Source organism: Vibrio syngnathi (assembly GCF_002119525.1).
In the GTDB taxonomy this organism is placed as follows: Bacteria; Pseudomonadota; Gammaproteobacteria; order Enterobacterales; family Vibrionaceae; genus Vibrio; species Vibrio syngnathi.
Genome location: NZ_CP017917.1, coordinates 254,976 through 273,648 on the forward strand (window position 1 = coordinate 254,976; position 18,673 = coordinate 273,648).

Genomic DNA, 18,673 nt, shown 5'->3' on the forward strand with positions numbered 1-18,673 from the left:
GAGGGATTCGATGTGGGCAAGTTATATCCTAAAAAGACGAACCGATTAGTCGGTACCGTACTCTTTGTACAAGCGACGACATGCGCGACCATCGCTATGGAACAAGTGACAACGGTGTGCAGGAATACCAATCGCTAGCTTGTCACCAGACTCAATTGTCAACGTGTCTGGCTGGCGATAGATAACGTCAGCATCGGCACTGTCGAGGTTGAGGTAAACTTGAGTTTCGTTACCGAGCTTCTCGACCATCATCACATCAGCTTCAATCGTCGCATCACCTGTTTCAGCAGACAACAAGTGTTCAGGACGAACACCTAGAGACATACGGTCACCAGCGTTGACTGTCGTGCCATCAACTGGGATCCAGAAAGTCATGCCGTTTGAAAGTTGTACCAAGACGCGTTCTGCTTCAGCTTGCTCGATGTGAACCGACATAAAGTTCATTTTTGGTGAGCCAATAAAGCCAGCAACGAAACGGTTTTTAGGGTAGTGATAAAGGTCAAGAGGCTTACCGACTTGAGAAACAAAACCACCATCAAGCACAACGATTTTATCCGCCATTGTCATCGCTTCAACTTGGTCGTGCGTTACATAAATCATGGTACAGCCTAGTTGACGCTGTAGCTTCGTGATTTGCGAACGCATTTGAACACGCAGCGCTGCATCTAGGTTAGATAAAGGCTCATCAAGTAGGAATACGTTTGGTTGAGAAACCAGAGTACGACCAATAGCAACACGTTGACGTTGACCACCCGATAGCGCTTTAGGCTGGCGCTCAAGAAGGTGACCAAGCTGAAGGATTTCTGCAGCATGTTCAACACGCTTGTCGATTTCAGCTTTATCGGCGTTCGCTAGTTTAAGACCAAAAGACATGTTGTCGTAGAGATTTAGGTGAGGGTAGAGCGCGTAAGATTGGAATACCATACCCACACCACGCTTTGATGGCTCAACATCGTTCATGCGTTGATCACCAATGTACAAATCACCAGACGTAATATCTTCTAGACCTGCGATACAGCGTAATAGCGTCGATTTACCACAACCTGATGGTCCAACGAATACTACGAATTCACCTTCGTTGATGTCTAAGGTTACGTCCTTAGAAATCTGTACATCACCATATGATTTATAAACGTTTTTTAACGTGACACTCGCCATCTAGCTTGTCCTCGATCGATCAAATTTTAAGTTTTACTGCTTATCATTATAAGGAATTTTTGGGTCAGCAGTAACTGTAGGAATCGGTAAGTATTGAGTGAGTAAGAAAAAAGTGGGTGGGACTTGGCTTTTCAATCAAGCCCACCCGTCATAGCCAAACTCGTGCCTAAATTCCCCCACGCCGAGCTAAATCTCCCCCGTGATTCAATCACAGATTTAGCTCGATGCTAATTAAGACACCAGCGGGCAGTGAAGCCAGATAAATGAAGAATGCGTCAACGCATACATCCACTGGTAAAGGGTTCTTACTATCCACTCTTGGATGAATGCAGTTTCGGTGAATTCGCGTAATGGTACATCCTCCTAATAGAAATTTAACTAGGGGGAGTAGGAGGGGAGGAGTAGATAAAGGGGGTTATCTATAATTGGCGATCCAGTTCAAATAAATCCATCGCATAACGGTGATGTGGATCACGATGAGTATCCACTTTGTGACTTCGCTCGCCAATCTTACCGGATGACGATCACGAAATTAGGCCATAATAGCTAGGGCGTAGTGGCTAGGATGATGAGCTGTCATTGATTTTCTCAGATCATAGCCTTCGAAAACTGGCTCGTCTTAATTGAATGCGCCCTACGTATAAATATAAAAAGGATATTGACATGAAAAACGCTCTAAGCGCTGTAGCTCTAGGCACAATCGTTGCTCTGGGTTCTTTTGGTGCAAACGCTGCTATCGAAGAAGGTCAACTAACTATTTGGGTTGGTGGCGACAAAGCTTATGAAGGAATGGCTGAAGTAGGTAAACGCTTTGAAGAAGATACTGGTGTTAAAGTAACCGTCGCTTTCCCAGACAAACTAGAAGAGAAATTCTCTCAGGTTGCAGCGGCTGGCGATGGCCCAGACATGATCTTCTACGCACACGACCGTTTTGGTGGTTTTGCAGAAGCGGGTCTTCTTGTTGATATCAAACCTTCTAAGGAAACGAAAGAAGGTATCGTAGACTTCGCATGGGATGCTGTTTCTTACGAAGGTAAAACAATCGCTTACCCAGTTGCAGTCGAGTCAGTTTCTCTTATCTACAACAAAGCACTTGTTCCTAACCCACCTAAGTCATGGGAAGAGATCCCAGCACTTAACGCCAAGCTTCAAAAAGACGGCAAGAAAGCGATCATGTGGCCTCTACGTGGCGGCGCTTACTTCACATGGCCTCTACTTGCAGCTGACGGCGGTTACGCGTTCAAGCAAACAGCTGAAGGTTACGACATTAAAGATGCAGGCGTAGCGACTGACGGTGTTCAGAAGTCTCTAGGTTTCATTGAGAAGATGGTAAAAGACAAAGTTATTTCTGCAGACATGGATTACTCAGTTGCTGAGTCTGAATTTGTAGCGGGTAACGTTGCAATGACAATTAACGGTCCTTGGGGCTGGGCAAACATCGAGAAAGCGGGCGTAGATTACGGCGTAGCAACATTACCTAAATTCAACGGTAAGGCGTCTAAGCCATTCGTTGGTGTATGGGCGGGTGGTATCAGCACGGCCTCTCCAAACCGTGACCTAGCGGTTGAGTTCATGGAAAACTACCTACTTACTGACGAAGGCATGAAGAGCCTGAACGACGACAAACCACTAGGTGCTGTTGCTCTTAACTCTTTCCAGCGTCAACTAGACAGCGACACTCGTATCGCAGCAACAATGGATAATGCGATGAATGGTGAAATCATGCCTAACATCCCTCAGTTCACAACATTCTGGTACAGCATGGAAGAAGCTATCGGCAACGTAGTTGATAGCCGTCAATCAGTAGAGCAAGCACTAAAAGGTGCTGAAGCTCGAATGACTAAGTAACAACCAAGCTTTACCTTTAAGGAGGGGGCAACCTCTCCTTACTTTTCTATTTTTATATCTCGTTAGCAGGTTCCTCTATGCAGTCAGTTCAAGGTTCAGATGCGATCCCGGCACCATCAAGCCTTCCAGGCAGTAAAAGCGTCTTCATCAAATGGGGGTTGCTTGGTAGCGTTGGCTTAATAAACGGCTACGCTACAATTTTAATGTATTCTCGCGGTGAGCTCGCATTTGCGTTGCTTACTGTGATTTTAACGGCTTTGGCACTTTACATTTTTGGTAGTAAGAAAACTTACGCCCACCGTTATATTTACCCAGGTATTGCCGGAATGATTTTATTCATTCTTTTCCCATTGGCATACACCGTAGGGCTTGCGTTTACTAACTACAGCGCAAAAAACCAGCTCTCTCTAGAGCGTACTCAAACCGTTCTTTTAGACCGTTCATTCCAAAGCGGTGAAAGCTACCCATTTACTCTGTACAAAACAGATAACGGTCACCAGATCGTTGTGAAAGATGGCGACAAGCTGTTAGCAACGGATGTATTTTCTCTGGAAGGTATGACATCAACAGAGATGGATCTATCTGTAATCGAATCTGTACAAGGTGAAAAAGAGAAGATCAAAGCGATCATCAAAAATCGCTCTGTGATCAGCGGTGTTGATTTCCATCTGCCAAATGGTGATGACATCCGCATGAGCGGCTTGCGTAAATTTGCAGCTGTTGCGCCGCTTTACACCCTTCAAGATGACGGGGAAACGCTGTACAACAATGAATCTGGCGAAACCTTGAAACCAAACATGGAAGTGGGTTTCTACCAACCGGTCGACGAGAAAGGCGAGTTTATCGGTAACACTATTTCTCCAGGGTTTGTTGTAGACATTGGTACCGCTAACTTTGAACGTGTGTGGAAAGATGACGGCATTAAAGAACCGTTTATCAGCATCTTTATTTGGACGGTTGTATTCTCCATTTGTACGGTGGCCTTCACACTTGCAATTGGTTTGGTTCTGGCAAACGTTGTGCAGTGGGAAGAGCTGAAAGGCCGTGCTGTGTATCGTGTTCTACTGATTTTGCCTTATGCCGTACCAGCGTTTATCTCGATTCTTATCTTTAAGGGCCTATTCAACCAGAGCTTTGGTGAGATCAACATGGTGCTTGAGAGTATCTTTGGTTTAAGCCCAAACTGGTTCTCCGACCCGATCTTAGCGAAAACCATGGTGTTGATCGTTAACACTTGGCTAGGGTTCCCTTACATGATGATTCTATGTATGGGTCTACTAAAAGCGATTCCTGAAGATCTGTACGAAGCGTCAGCAATCGATGGTGCTAACTTCCTTGATAACTTCAAGCGAATCACTTTCCCATTAATGATTAAACCGCTAACACCGTTATTGATTGCAGCGTTTGCCTTTAACTTCAATAACTTTGTAATGATTCAACTATTGACGAACGGTGGCCCGAACATGATTGGTACTTCTGAGCCAGCGGGTTACACAGACTTGCTTGTAAGCTACACGTACCGAATTGCATTCGAAGGCGGCGGCGGTCAAGACTTTGGTCTAGCAAGTGCAATCGCAACGCTTATCTTCCTATTGGTTGGTGCACTAGCGTTACTAAACCTTCGTTTCACTAAATTGACTCAAGATTAAGGAGCACGACAATGGCTATGGTACAAGGTAAAAGCCTTAAATACCGAGTATGGGCAACGCATATTGCGCTGTGGTGCTTCTTAGCGCTAATTATTTTCCCACTACTGATGATTATTGCTATCTCGTTCCGTGAAGGTAACTTCGCAACCGGTAGCCTGATTCCAGACAATCCATCTTTGGAACACTGGAAATTAGCTTTGGGCATGACAGTGACGAATGCTGATGGCTCGGTAACGCCACCTCCATTCCCAGTTCTTACTTGGTTGTGGAACTCGATAAAAGTAGCGGGTATTACCTCAATTCTGATTGTGACACTGTCGACAACATCGGCTTATGCATTTGCTCGTATGCGCTTTAAAGGTAAAGAAACTATCCTGAAAGCGATGATGATTTTTCAAATGTTCCCTGCGGTATTGGCTCTAGTGGCTATCTACGCGCTGTTCGACAAGTTAGGGCAATACATCCCGTTCTTAGGCTTGAACACGCACGGCGGTCTGATCTTCTCGTACTTGGGCGGTATTGCATTGCACGTTTGGACGATTAAGGGCTACTTTGAGACGATTGATAACTCTTTGGAAGAAGCTGCAGCACTGGATGGGGCAACACCTTGGCAAGCGTTCAGATTGGTTCTATTACCACTGTCAGTACCCATCCTAGCAGTTGTATTCATTCTCTCTTTCATTGGTGTTGTTGGTGAGGTACCAGTTGCTTCCATCCTATTATCGGACGTGAACTCTTACACGCTAGCGGTAGGTATGCAGCAGTACCTATATCCTCAGAATTACTTATGGGGTGACTTTGCGGCAGCGGCGGTACTTTCTGCACTTCCGATTACTATCGTGTTCTTACTGGCTCAGCGTTGGTTAGTTGGCGGTTTGACGTCGGGTGGTGTAAAAGGATAAGCTGTCCTTATAAGAAAGACAAAAGAGCGACCGTTAGGTCGCTCTATATTGGCATTTTTATTACATCATTTGGTTTGGCCGCCGATCAGTAATAAAAATAACCCTCAGGTTACGCATAGCTGGCTACTAATCAGGTTCCTTACGCTATTAATGATTAGTGGTTTTTGTAACTCTAACCCAGGTACTTACTTGGGTTTTTTTATGCCCGCTACTTTTATCTCTATCTCTATCTCTATCTCTATCTCTATCTCTATCTCTATCTCTATCTCAGTCTTTTTGCTTTCTTTCAGTCATTAAATACTGAAGTACCTCTTTCCTGGATTTTTCCGGTTTCATCTCTCTAATTGAAGACATCAACGAGTCTCACAAATCAGACACTCAGTATAGGGGGCCGTAGCTCTATTGATATATGAGTAATATTTCCATGCGTGATACTTCAATAATTTGGATGCAACGGATCGGTCGATTACACAGAAAGTGCTTACAAAGGCAGGCTCGTGTTAATGTTTTGTGGTGGCTATTCGCGGTAGTTATTGATTTGGTGGTAAATATTCCTGAAAGGGGAAAAGAAAAGGAAGAGGTGGTGTGAGACTAGAACTCTTTGCTAGAAGGTGCGCAACCTAAATGCTGAAGTAAAACATAGATGCTGTCTTGATAAAGAGCGACGCGGCGAAACAGATCCGCAAACGTCTGATCACCGCCAAAACAAGCTTGGATATAGTGGTTAATTTCATTAGTGTCGTAGCCTTCGACGTACAAACTTCTAACCCATTGATACTCAACTGCCTTCAAATTCGTCAGTGTAGATTCGCAAAGGGTGGGAAATGTCGTGCTCAAAAGTGGCTCCAGGAAATTCAAATACATCCAATATGATTGGCGGTATTTAAACAGAGCAAAATGACGACTTTATTACAGTCAAAATAAATCCGTGAACAAGTGCCGATTCATTTTAACTTTTGAGCGGGTATCACGTTCAATCGTCTGTCTTAAATGTACAGCGGTATTATTTGTGTATGGAGAGGTAATTAGATAGGAAAATGCCAAACAAGTACTGCTTGGCATCGTAATAAGGTTGTAAATCGAGCTGCTGGTGGAGTTTATTTAAGATATTTTACGTGCGCTTCCATCTCTTCACCAATCTGCTTTCGCATGTTCATTAGACGAATGGCTGAATCTCGTAATTCAATGTCTTCAGGTGTTTCTGGTACCCACTCAGGCACCTTAGTCGGGTTACCATTTTCATCAACAGCGACCATAATAACGATACAGTGAGTCGTTAGGCGGTTGTTGAGTTCTTTCGGGTCGCTGGCTTGAACATCGATAGCGATGTGCATAGAAGATGAACCCGTATAGATGACCTTCGCACTGACTTCAACAAGGTTACCAACATGGATTGGAGCAACGAATCTGATCCCCCCTGCATAAGCAGTAATACAGTACTTACCACTCCACCCCGCAGAACAAGCATAAGCCGCTAAATCGACCCACTTCATTACTGCACCACCATGGACTTTACCACCAAAGTTGACATCCCCGGGTTCAGCTAAAAAACGCAGAGTAACGTCTCGTTTACCATCTGGTCGGTTATTGTTACTGCTCATCAATCTTCCTTCATTATTATTGTACTGCGTAACATGCTCGTTACTTGATAATAACAATATACTTAAGATGACATAAATTAAAGCGGATAATCTCACGAACAAGACTATTTTTTCAAACAGATGGCGAGCTGATGACTATTGATGTTTAAAGGAGGTGGACGTGACGCTCCAACAGAGGAGTACTCTATCGAGCAAGTTGGCCGAAGGGTCGATTGCAAAAAAAAACACCTAGCGGAATGCTATAATGCCGTTCGGATAAGCATTACTGCTTGAATCTGAACGGATATTTGGCTGGGACAAAGAGGACTGAACGTGGAAACGTTCGGTCCTTTCTTTTATCTGGAAGAATGAAGTGACTCAAACTTTCTCTCATCCTTTTCAGTTTTACAGGTAAAGTTCCGTCTGGACTTAAAGCTAACCAACGTAATTGCGCATCAATAAGGTTAATTGCGGCGGTAAAACTGACCCTAGTCGCTCGAACCCCGGCTTCTGAAGCTATCTTAACCATCTCTAATCGCACTAAGTTATAGGCAAGTAATACGCCCCAAAGCTCTTGCTTCACACCGGCAGAAAAACGACTTCGTAAAGTGACGTGACTTTGAAGTTGAGTCTGTTTAATTTCACCATAACCCTCTTCAATCTCCCAGCGTTGCCAATAAATACGCAGCAGGCTTTCTAGCGAGTATTTGCTAGGGTCTGTAAGTGAAGTAATAAAACCTTTTATCTCACCTTTTGGCTCTTGATATAGGACTAATCTGGCTTCCCAACGTGCGGGTAGATTCGGATTCTGCCGTTGAGCTTGAGGAGAGATAGGCATTGAGATAAGCATGTCGTTCTCCGCATATTTCTCCAACACTTCATAGCGTAGTTTACGTTTTGCAGGCATTAACCAGTGGGCATTTTCAGCACTCTCTTGCCAGGACAGTAAAAGGTCTGCCGAGAAATAACAACGATCAAATAAGGTCAATGAGTGTGCGGGGATGTCATTGAATAGGCGCTTAGCTAAGGTCGTTTCACCGACATGACAACCATCAAAAGCCGCCCCCATAATCATTCGAGTTTCTGTTGACATCAAAGCGACTAAACGAAGTTGAGGGTAAGGTTTCAATTTTTTGGAGATGAACCCAAATTCTTCAGCGTTCTCTGGGGAATCTTGGCACCGAAATGTTGTTCCATCGACAGCAAGAACATTAAGTTCTAAGTCTTTGTCTTGTTGAAGGATATCTCCGTTCCAAGCCTTTACCGTTGTGTGAAACAGAGCCGCTAACGGACTCTCATCTAGACGTCGGCGTGAATCAGTTAGGACACTGGGTGCAACACGAGACCAGCTATCTTCAGGTTTAGGCTGAAGTGCAATGTCTAATGAACTGCATACCTCTTTGATAGACATGTTGCGTTGCAGCCCCATCCAAATAACTAACCAGACAGCTTGCTGAGCGGGAAGTCGGCGTCGTCTTATGCTCGCTTTATTGGTTTCAAGAAGAGCTTGTTCTATCCACTCAATCTGAATGGCGTCGACGACAGATTCATAATTGTCGGCATCTTCAATGGTCTCGTGTGCCATTGCTAATTCTTGTTCAAGCATAAAAAATCCCCATCAACGTTGTTGATGGGGATTATCTGCTAACTGCAAGATCGTTCAAGTCTTCTTAAACGATCGGCATTATAGCGGAATGCTAGGTGTTTCTAAGCCGTGTGGTACTCATATCGGTATCTTTTTGAGTTAGCCAACTAACCGTCGCTTATCTGGTTTAGTAAAAGTGATGGTATCTTAATTAATCCCAAAACGATAGTTTTGATTGTTTTCTTATAAGCTCACTTTCTGTTCGAAAAGTATAGAACCTTCGCGTGGATATTTCCTTTCGTATTATTGCTAGAAAACTCTTTTAATGAATTTTGCAGTAATAATCTGTATTTATTGGGAAATTAAGGTGTTAAAACTAAATTGGTATCAATTTTAAAGTATTCACTTTTGTATAAACCAAAGTAACTAGACGGTTCTTTTGTTGCTATAGCTTTTCTAAATGGCTCATAGTGACCTGGATTACATGAGCCGTGTGACCATAGGAGAGCGATTTGAGCAACAGTTACCTGCTCTCTGGAGAGCTATTCTAACGCTTTGAACACTTAAACCGTACTTAGTGCATTAAACGGAAGTTGCTGAGATATTGCAATAGTAAACACCATTATTATGCGTACTTAAAAGCTTCGTGAACGAAAAATAGAATCAGAGAGCATGAATCGAGAAATCGACAATAAACAACAGTACCTGCTAACGAGGCAGGTACTGAGTGGAGAATGGAATGGGGCATTGTCGCAGGTTAAGCGGGGTTAGTTTTGCTGAGGTAAGGGAGCCTCAAGCCTTGGTTTTCTTTTGATTTGAGCAAGGATGACACCGGAAATCACCATCACACCACCAACGATGTGGAACGGGTTAATCTTTTCGCCCAGCCAGGTGGAAGCTAATACAATCGCGATAACTGGCATCAAATTCATAAACATCGCGCTTGAGTCAGCACCAATCGTGTCAATCGCCTTCACCCACATCCAAGGCGCTAAAATTGAAGCGGCCACCGCGGCGTAAGCTATCAATGGGATCGCTTGTTGCGGTGGTAAAAGCTGTTCGCTGGTAAGCCAAAGTGGCGTAAGCATCGCGACAGCAAACAGACCCTGAATGTAAATCACCACCCAGCTACTGATTGGCATTTTCCAGCGTTTCAATAACACACAGTAAGAAGCATAAACAAAGGCCGCAATTAACATATAGCCATCGCCTTGAGTCAATTCTTGATGCATGAAGAATAACGGGTCGCCTTTACCTAACATCAGAGCTAAGCCTGACAGTGACAACACACCGCCAACAATACTCAAACTAGAAATCGACTTGTGCAACAGAGGGACGCTTAAAAATACACTGATCAATGGAACCAAAGAAGTGATCAGTGCCATGTTAGAAGCGGTTGTGGTTAAGCCCGCGTAATAACCTAGAGATTGGTTCAACACCATGCCCAAAAAGCCGAGGAACGCTAATTTTGATAGGTTTGGTTTAATGACAGCCCACTGTTTCATTACTGGGCGAATACAGAAAGGCGTGAGAATTAACATCGCAAAAAACCAACGGTAAAAACTCATCGCGCTAGGTTCTATGGTGCTTGCAGCAAGCTTGTTGACGATTGCATTGGCGCCCCAGATACAGACTGTAAAAAATGGTAAGAGATAATACATGTGAATTCCGTCGCAAATGAGTTGATGCGGCTAGTTTGACAGGTCGTTATACTTACAAGTATCTTTAGAAAGACATCAGGCGCGATAGGAAGACAAGTTTGAAAAAACACTCCAGAAACCTTCACCCATCCTTATCAATTGATAAGGCACCATCCAACGTATTTATGAATTTTGAAGCGTTTCTTTCGAACACTGAAACCCGAGTTCATAGCCATTCATGGGGACAGGTTCAATTGATCAGTGGCGGTATATTAGAGATGGAAGCGGAAAGCACTCGATTTCTAGCGCCACCACATTTGGCGATTTGGGTACCGGCCGGGGTGACGCATTGCAGTTATAACCGTAAGCCTTTGGACTACTGCTCGCTAAATATCGCCTCAGAGCTAACGCAACATCTGCCAGATAAAACCAGCCTTATAAAGATCACACCTATTGTGTCTTCTATCATCGATGATTTTCGCGATCGTGGGATCAATGTTGCGGAAAGCGAACAAGATCAAAGGCTTGTCCAGGTACTGCTTGACCAACTTGCGCAACGTGAGGTTGAACACCACTTTTTACCTTCGACCGACAATAAGTACCTCGCGCCTATATTGGCTTCTGTTGAAGAAAACCCAACCGATGAAGTGACGCTGAAAGATTGGGCTGAACGTGTCCACACCACGGAAAGAACCCTTTCTCGCCACTGCCAGACGGAGCTCGGAATGAGCTTTACAGAATGGCGGCTACGAGTGCGCTACCTTTACTCGATGGACTTGTTAAGAAACGGCCAATCGGTCAAAGAGGTCGCTCTTACATTGGGTTATAACCAAGCAAGCCCTTTTATCACCATGTTCAAACGTTACGCGAACCAAACGCCAGAACAGTATAAGAACCGTTTGTTGTAACCCGTGCTGCTCTCGTATGGCTAACATGACAAGCCTCCCTCTCGACACAATTATAACGTAGTCAAAGCAACGCACCTGTTACCTAACAGGGTCGTTAACGTTGCGATAATTGGTTTGTTAATGTAATCGCTTTCTACTGCTACGTCGTCAAGCCAGTAAATATCAGCAAGTAGGTGAAGATCTTCAATCAATGCTTGGCAATTTTCCTCAGTCACTTTTGAAATATCACTAGGGAAATCATCACTGAGATCGATGATGATTACTCGTTGGTGCTTTTTTAGCTTCAATCTTACAATATCTTCTAAATCGGACATGCTTTTCTCTCTGTGGAAAATAAACATCACACTTTGGCCCTCTCCGATATCGTAGATCTTATAGCGTCGATCATTGAGATAAATAATATTGAATTTCATGTTATCGATTCCTCGGGATTTAAATAATCAACCAAAATGAAAATGTTGAGTTGGGATTAGACGTTAATTTTTAACTCAATGTCGTTTGAATTGAGTTTGCTTAACTTCACTTAAAGACTCAAAGAATTAGAGAAATTCAAATGTGAATCTCTCTAGTCATATTTGAATTTCTGTAAACCATATTCAGGGCACTGTTGGTTATTTATGATTACCGCATTCATGGTTTTCTAGGAAAGGAAACTTAATGCGGCAAAGGAGATAGGTTCAAAAAAGAATCTAAGTAGCATCAATCCACAGTTGTTAACCCTATGAAAAAAATCAATAAATACCTCTTGTTACTCTCTCTTCTCGTAAGTGGCTTTTTCTCAAGTTTTGCATGGTCTTCGAGCTCAATGTTGGAGGACGTGTCTGCAATAGCCAAGCTCATTTATGACAGTGAACCTCAAATTGAAGCGACGAGTGATGTCAAAAAAATCAGTAATAATCAATCTCTGACGTATCGAATTACAAAGGAAGAAGCCGAAAGTGATTTGTGGTCGATTGTTATTATTGACGGACAAAGTGACGAGATAGCAGATGGTGGTCAGCAATTGATTACTAATATCGACAATATGAATTTCCATCGAGAACTCGATGGCAGCTTACTTATCAAAATCTCGAAGTACCGACCTGGTGATGTGAACGCTACTAACTGGTTACAAGCCCCAGAAGGTAGCTTTTATCTCGTGAAGTATGTGTACTTATAGGGTAGAGAACATGAAAAAAATATTTGCCTATTTCCTGCTAATTCTCTTATTGATTAGCGCCATACCGAGCTTTTTTGGCGAAAAGCCTGCATTGGTTCTTAATCACGTTGATAGTTCATTACCCATTGAGCCTTTGCTAAGCATATTAGTTAAAAATCAGATAACTCCGTTAGGTGTTGAGAACCAACAAGACGAAACTACATTAATCTTTGAAAGTAAAAAAGAACAGCGAGAAGCGCAACAGGTATTGTCATTGGCGTTTCCGTTAGCTCATTCTCATTTTTCATTCGTCAGTGCTGCACCTCAGCTATTTAGCCAAGTAGGGCTAACACCCATTAACCTTGGATTAGATCTTCGTGGTGGCGTGCAGTTCATGCTGCAAGTTGAAATAGATGATAGCGTGAGAAGTTTGGTAGAAGCGACATCGACTAATGCTCGCCACGTGGCTCGTGCAGAAGGGATTCGCAGTCGAATTGCTGACATAGATAACAATGGATTCTCGGTCATTATTACTAATTTAAGTAGTCGTGATTCAAACAGTATTCAAAGCGTAACCGACCACATGCGTTCACAGTTTTCTGAATGGAAAATCAGTGTAAACGACAACGTATTACGTTTTACGCTTGATGAAAGCATTAAAGAAGAGCAGGCAAGCCTCGCTATGCAGCAAACCCTAAATATTATGCGCCAGCGTATTGAAAGTTTAGGTATCACTGAGGCCGTCACCCAGCGTCAGGGGGCTGACCGTATATTGATAGAGCTTCCGGGCGTTCAAGATCCTCAAGCTGCGAAGCGTGTTATTGGTGCGACGGCGACGATCTCTTTTCATACGGTTGTTGATTCAAGCCAAGCTGCACAGACTCATACTACGCGTGATGGAGAACCTGTACGTCTGTCTAGGCAGCCGGTGTTAACGGGAGAGTACATTATTGGTGCATCCGCATCGGTTGGCGAGTTTGGACAACCTGAAGTGAACCTAGTGTTGAGCAGTGCGGGAGGCAGCAAAATGTCTGACTTCTCACGTAGTAACATCGGTAAACCTATGGCGACCTTATACAGCGAATATCATCAAGATCATAACAACCAACTTGTTCAACGCCATGAAGTGATAAACATTGCTACCATCCAAAGCCAATTAGGAAGTCGTTTTAGAATAACGGGTATCGGGCAAATTTCTGATGCACAAGACTTGGCGCTAATTTTACGTTCTGGCTCATTGACCGTACCTGTAACCATTATTGATGAGCAAGTGATTGGTCCAAGCTTAGGTGAAGAAAACATTCAAAAAGGTCTACTTGCTGTATTGGTGGGTTTGGCTCTGACATTTGTGTCGATGCTTGTTTTGTACCGAAGGTTTGGTGTTATTGCTTGTGCCGCGCTTATCACCAACATTGTCATGATTGTGGGTTTCTTATCATTGATACCGGGAGCAACGCTTACTTTACCGGGGATTGCGGGACTTGTACTAACTATGGGGATGGCGGTTGATACAAATGTACTGGTCTTCGAACGAATCAAAGAAGAAATGCGCTCAGGAAGATCGCTAGCGAGTGCGATACCTAGAGGTTATAAAGAGGCCAGAAGTACGATTATTGACGCAAACCTTACGTCATTGATCACTGCGATTATTCTATTTGCGATTGGTTATGGTGCAGTGAAGGGCTTTGCAATAACACTCGGGATTGGACTGTTGACTAGTATGTTTACGGGATTATTTTATAGCCAAATGTGGATGACAAAACTTTGGGGGTATGAGAATGACAAAGTTTAACCAGTTGGTCGCTGATATTCAGTGGTCAAAAGTAAGGTGGAACGGTTTATTGGTTTCACTTGGGTTGATGTTTATATCAATTGTCCTGATATCTACCAAAGGTTTCACGCTTGGGCTTGAGTTTACCGGTGGTATCTCTCATGTCGTCAATGCAGATATTCCAGTGACTTTGGAAGCGATGCAGTCAGCTTTGAATACAGTGTTTGGTGAGTTACCCAATCTGGTGCCGGATGTTACGTACCAAACTTGGCAGTTACAGTTTCCTATCGGCGGAACGGGTGAGTTGGAGTTGTTGCAGTGGTTGAGAGCCGTGGAATTGGAACTAGGTCATCCCCTTAATCTAGTGTCGAGCTCGGTTGTTGGTGCGCAAGTCGGTGAGCAATTATTTGAACAAGGTGGCTTGGCTCTGATTGTTGCGTCTATCGCCATTATGTTTTACTTAACTGTGCGTTTTGAATGGCGATTAGCTCTGGGGGCTATTGTTGCTCTACTGCATGATGTGCTGGTGGTTTTAGCCTTGTTTGTGGTGTTTTCGATTGAATTTAATCTCACCGCTCTTGCGGCATTGCTTGCGGTCGTGGGGTATTCACTCAATGACTCTATTGTGATCGGAGATCGAATCCGTGAGTACCTGACGCGTAGACCGAATCAAAGTACCAGTGAGTCAACGGATCAAGCGATAAGAGCGTCGTTGTTTAGGACTCTAGTAACATCTGGAACGACGTTATTGACAGTAAGCAGTATCGGCCTTATCGCAGGCGGCACATTAAGTGGGTTTGCGTTTGCATTGTTTGCAGGGATTATTGTGGGTACTTGGTCTTCGCTGGTGATTGGAACCGCAATACCGGAAATGATTGGCTTGTCTTCTGAGCATTATAAGCCCAAAGATCCTTTGTTAGATGAAGGCGGTAATCCTATTCATAGTTCATAGTTCATAGTTCATAGTTCATAGTTCATAGTTCATAGTTAATAGTTAATAGTTAATAGTTAATAGTTAATAGTTAATAGTTAATAGCTCATCGTTTATAGCTAATTGAAAACTTATGGCTCCTATATTGGAGCTTTTTTGTTCTAAAGGAAGTATTTATCAATCTCGTCTAATGTACCAAATTGACTTTATATTTTAGACTTTCTATGGATGACTGTTTGGAATGGTTTTAAAAATTTAAAATAGTAGTGTGCTCATGCTATCGAATGTGTTTTTATTAATGATTTACAGTGAGCTCTATTTTGAATTTCTGTAATTCGTCGTAAACAATAGCTGGTTAAGTACAATTACGTCAACATTAAATATTAAGGTTAACATTGTGAAAAAAATCGCACTAACTATCTCTGCTATTTTACCTTTAACTCTTTCAGCTGCTTTAAATGCAGCCCAGAATATCGACTTTTCAAACCCAGTGTCGACGTACTCTTATGCAAATCTAGGTTATGATAATGATGGGTTTACCGCAGGCATCGCTGCAAGTCAGGATTTTAGCAATGGTTCAGCCATGCTTGAGTACATTGGGTCGAATGATTTCTACCAACATAACTTTATTGCGACCTTGGCAAATGGTCATAGCGGTGCCGCTCTTCAGTTGGATTACCTTTGGGATACGGATTATCGCGATACAAGCAAAAACTCACACACGGTGTTTATCAATGCGATAAAAACAACCTCTATTGACTCTAATTTCAGCCTTTCGCCAAAAATTGGTTTGGGCTTAAATAATAATGACTTATCGACAAACACAAGTTATTTAGCTAATGCCGCACTGACCATGACCTACGCATTCACAAGCGTCGTTTGGCTTGATGTTACACCAGAATACACTTATAGCTTTAACGATCAAAAACAGAAGATCGGCGGTAAAGAAAGTTACCGTGATTTATCTATTGAAACAAATTTAGGTTTCAAACTAGCACCAAATCAGTTTATTGAAACAACATACCGTTACGATGAAAATAATGATCACCATACTGGTATCAGTTACAACATGAGCTTTTAAGCTCCCACAAAAAATCCCCCTTTGTTAGGTGACTGTATTTACATTGATTTTGAAGTGTACAGTTACTTAATGAATAATATGTTTAGCTAATAACCAGTAACTAACAAATGATAGTTAAATTGACTATTAGCTAAGCGTAACGTTTAATGAAAATGTTAAGTAATAGGTATGACTATATATGGGAAATATAACTGCTCAACCATTGATTCTTTATGGAAAAGTTCCCTTCAAATACATTTATTTTGGTTTGTCTTCTTATGTAATTGTTATGTGTGGTTTTTTGTTTTTGATAGGAGGGATGGATTAAAGAAAATGGTCTTCATAGATAAGTTTAATTGCAAAGAGAAGTTTAGTCGCATAGTGAAGTAATCCGCTATGCGACAGTTAAGGAGGAAATATACTTATGATGATATTCGTAACGTTAAAAATGACATGAAAATCAAATAACCAAGAATAATGGTAATAAGAGGGAAGTATTTCATGGTTTATCTCCATCAATTTTTGATGACTATTTATCGCATGATTTCTTCAAGTGAAACATGAATTAGAGAAATTCATTGTTACTCAAGTCGCCAAGAGCCATTCTTGATTTATGCTACTTATTATTGGCGGCGTCAGTGAAAACTGTATGAACCCAGAGAGATCCTCTCTACTAAATCAAAGGTCAATTATGGTCACTCGACTTTTAACTCTTTTCTTTTCAACCCAAATTCTTTTGTTTAGTTCATTGGTTCACGGTCAAGACAAGCTCGGCTTCGTAGATACCTCAACGCCCAATAGCACCCTGTCTGGTTTTATTACGTATTCTGGGCACGTGCTCCATTATTGGCAGCTTGAACAACTCCATTTACCTGAAGCTCAGCATGCTTATGCCCAAGTAATTCGTACCATGGATTTGTCAAACCTTCCTAATCGCAGTAGAACCGTAGTCGTGATGGAAAGAATCATTTTGCTGCACGAAATTCTAAATAGGTTAGGGGAAGATGTTCAATTACACCCTTCAGAAACTACGTCGATAGAAGGTGAATCTGGGATCCAGTGGCGTCTTGCGAACACAGACATCTTAATTTCTAAGCAGATGAGTGGCGAGAAAGTCGGACAATACCTATTTACGGCCACATCCGTTAACAGCTTATCTAAATGGTATCGTTTGATATCAACGTCCACTAAGAAAAATGAGCATGACGTTGATTTATATCATGAATTTTTAATTCTCCCTGGCCCGCTGTTTTCAATCTCAGTGATTCAGTCTTTACCAGAAAGCTTTAATACCTTGTACGCATCGATTCCTCTTTGGCAGTGGTTCGCCTTAGTGAGTGTATTTTTACTATGTCGATTTATGATCAAGTTAAGTTTTTCTTTTGGCGAACGTTGGAACTTACATTGGTATAGAAATGGGCTGAAATGGCAAATTGGCCGCCAGCTATCTCTCGTTGGAGTCGTCTTTATACTGTTTATTACCCGAAAGGTGATTGATGACGGAATCTGGATCACCGGAGGTATCTACCAGTTTTTGTCTACCTCTTTTCTGATTGGACAGTTTTTCTTCGTTTCGTGGTTGATCATGACCATCTTCAATTACTTTGCTGAGCTGTATGTGTTTAATAAGCACGAAGGGAAGTATGTCGACTCTTCTTTAATTACGGTGCTCGCGCGTATTTTTGGCGGCCTCACGATTGCTATTTTGGGCATCTATGTGGTCGACTTCATGGGCTTTTCAATCTCCCCTATTGTTACTGGTTTAGGCGTTGGTGGTTTGGCGGTGGCACTCGCTATTCGTCCGGTGCTGGAAAACGTGATTAATGGGCTTACCTTGTATGCTGATGGTGGAATTAAAATAGGTGAGCTTTGTCGCTATGGTGACAATTTAGGAACGATTGAGAGCATAGGGCTACGTTCTACGCGAATCAGAACATTAGAACGCTCTTTAATCACTATTCCCAATTCCGAGTTTGCCAACATGGAAATTGATAATCTAGAACGCCGTGACAAGCGCCGGATGAGTCACCGTTTGAGGTTACGTTCAGAGCTGACTCAAGACCAACTGAAACTCCTTGTTGTTGGTATTAGGCGATTGCTATTACAACACCCTAAACTCGATGAAGATCCTGTGAGGGCAAGGTTTGTGGGTGTCGGTGAGTTTGCGATACACATCGATTTACTCGCTTATATTATATGCAAAGACCATGACGAGTTTCTTGCAGTTCAAGAGGACGTGATGTTTTCTGTGATGCAGCAAATTGAAGCCGTAGGTGCTCAGTTGGCGTTCTCTAATCAATACCAACTTACGCAGGGACTTAAACCCATTGATGAGGAACTAAAAGAGAAAGCGACCGAAACTGTTAAGCAATGGCAAGAAAATAATAACTACCCATTTCCTGACTTTAGTTATGAATTTAAAGATGGGATTAAAGACAGCATTATGTATCCAGCAAAGAGTTCAGCGGTTCGAGCAAATGCTAATGGTTAAAAGAACACATTT

15 protein-coding genes are annotated in these 18,673 nt (G+C 42.6%); 9 read left to right on the plus strand and 6 right to left on the minus strand.

All coding sequences use genetic code 11. The features are described 5' to 3' along the window. Window positions 1-45: 45 nt before the first annotated feature. The gene (malK, locus tag K08M4_RS16045; protein ID WP_086050603.1) at window positions 46-1,158 is read right to left on the minus strand and encodes a maltose/maltodextrin ABC transporter ATP-binding protein MalK; all 1,113 of its coding nucleotides are present in this window, start codon (window positions 1,156-1,158) and stop codon (window positions 46-48) included. Between the two features lie 663 nt (window positions 1,159-1,821). Between malK and malE the strand changes: the two genes are divergently transcribed. From malE to malG, 3 genes are all read left to right on the plus strand, one after another. Beyond that, complete coding sequence (gene malE, locus K08M4_RS16050; RefSeq protein ID WP_017096230.1) at window positions 1,822-3,006, plus strand: maltose/maltodextrin ABC transporter substrate-binding protein MalE; 1,185 nt, start codon at window positions 1,822-1,824, stop codon at window positions 3,004-3,006. 77 nt (window positions 3,007-3,083) lie between these two features. Beyond that, window positions 3,084-4,655 carry a maltose ABC transporter permease MalF gene (gene malF, locus K08M4_RS16055; protein WP_086050604.1) on the plus strand — a complete coding sequence of 524 codons (1,572 nt, stop codon included), beginning with the start codon at window positions 3,084-3,086 and terminating at the stop codon, window positions 4,653-4,655. Window positions 4,656-4,666: 11 nt separating this feature from the next. Continuing rightward, window positions 4,667-5,557 carry a maltose ABC transporter permease MalG gene (malG, locus tag K08M4_RS16060; RefSeq protein ID WP_086050605.1) on the plus strand — a complete coding sequence of 297 codons (891 nt, stop codon included), beginning with the start codon at window positions 4,667-4,669 and terminating at the stop codon, window positions 5,555-5,557. 591 nt (window positions 5,558-6,148) lie between these two features. On the opposite strand, the gene K08M4_RS16065 is transcribed toward malG, so the two are convergent. From K08M4_RS16065 to K08M4_RS16080, 4 genes are all read right to left on the minus strand, one after another. After that, a complete protein-coding gene (locus tag K08M4_RS16065) occupies window positions 6,149-6,421 on the minus strand; it encodes a hypothetical protein (protein WP_012600205.1) in 273 nt (90 codons plus the stop codon). Between the two features lie 233 nt (window positions 6,422-6,654). Beyond that, the gene (locus tag K08M4_RS16070) at window positions 6,655-7,158 is read right to left on the minus strand and encodes an acyl-CoA thioesterase (RefSeq protein ID WP_054545838.1); all 504 of its coding nucleotides are present in this window, start codon (window positions 7,156-7,158) and stop codon (window positions 6,655-6,657) included. A gap of 262 nt (window positions 7,159-7,420) precedes the next feature. Continuing rightward, entirely contained in the window at window positions 7,421-8,743 is a 1,323-nt protein-coding gene (locus K08M4_RS16075) for an IS4-like element ISVbsp1 family transposase (protein WP_086049053.1), read from the minus strand. A 746-nt stretch (window positions 8,744-9,489) separates the two neighbouring features. After that, window positions 9,490-10,383 (minus strand): DMT family transporter, encoded by an 894-nt coding sequence (locus tag K08M4_RS16080; protein ID WP_086050606.1) that lies wholly within the window; start codon window positions 10,381-10,383, stop codon window positions 9,490-9,492. 98 nt (window positions 10,384-10,481) lie between these two features. Between K08M4_RS16080 and K08M4_RS16085 the strand changes: the two genes are divergently transcribed. Further along, window positions 10,482-11,270, plus strand: a complete 789-nt coding sequence (locus K08M4_RS16085) for an AraC family transcriptional regulator (RefSeq protein WP_086050607.1) — start codon at window positions 10,482-10,484, stop codon at window positions 11,268-11,270. A 50-nt stretch (window positions 11,271-11,320) separates the two neighbouring features. On the opposite strand, the gene K08M4_RS16090 is transcribed toward K08M4_RS16085, so the two are convergent. Further along, on the minus strand, window positions 11,321-11,683 hold the full coding sequence (locus K08M4_RS16090; protein WP_086050608.1) for a hypothetical protein: 363 nt from the start codon (window positions 11,681-11,683) through the stop codon (window positions 11,321-11,323). A 404-nt stretch (window positions 11,684-12,087) separates the two neighbouring features. Between K08M4_RS16090 and K08M4_RS16095 the strand changes: the two genes are divergently transcribed. From K08M4_RS16095 to K08M4_RS16115, 5 genes are all read left to right on the plus strand, one after another. Continuing rightward, window positions 12,088-12,429 (plus strand): DUF1214 domain-containing protein, encoded by a 342-nt coding sequence (locus K08M4_RS16095; protein WP_157665754.1) that lies wholly within the window; start codon window positions 12,088-12,090, stop codon window positions 12,427-12,429. A 10-nt stretch (window positions 12,430-12,439) separates the two neighbouring features. Next, a complete protein-coding gene (gene secD, locus K08M4_RS16100; RefSeq protein WP_198299346.1) occupies window positions 12,440-14,200 on the plus strand; it encodes a protein translocase subunit SecD in 1,761 nt (586 codons plus the stop codon). After that, window positions 14,187-15,131: a protein translocase subunit SecF gene (gene secF / locus K08M4_RS16105; protein WP_157665755.1), complete on the plus strand. Its 945-nt coding sequence runs from the start codon at window positions 14,187-14,189 to the stop codon at window positions 15,129-15,131. Before secD ends, secF begins: the two co-directional genes overlap by 14 nt. Before the next feature lie 376 nt (window positions 15,132-15,507). After that, window positions 15,508-16,191 (plus strand): hypothetical protein, encoded by a 684-nt coding sequence (locus K08M4_RS16110; protein WP_086050612.1) that lies wholly within the window; start codon window positions 15,508-15,510, stop codon window positions 16,189-16,191. 670 nt (window positions 16,192-16,861) lie between these two features. Then, window positions 16,862-18,661 carry a mechanosensitive ion channel family protein gene (locus K08M4_RS16115; RefSeq protein ID WP_086050613.1) on the plus strand — a complete coding sequence of 600 codons (1,800 nt, stop codon included), beginning with the start codon at window positions 16,862-16,864 and terminating at the stop codon, window positions 18,659-18,661. The last annotated feature ends 12 nt before the right edge of the window (window positions 18,662-18,673 follow it).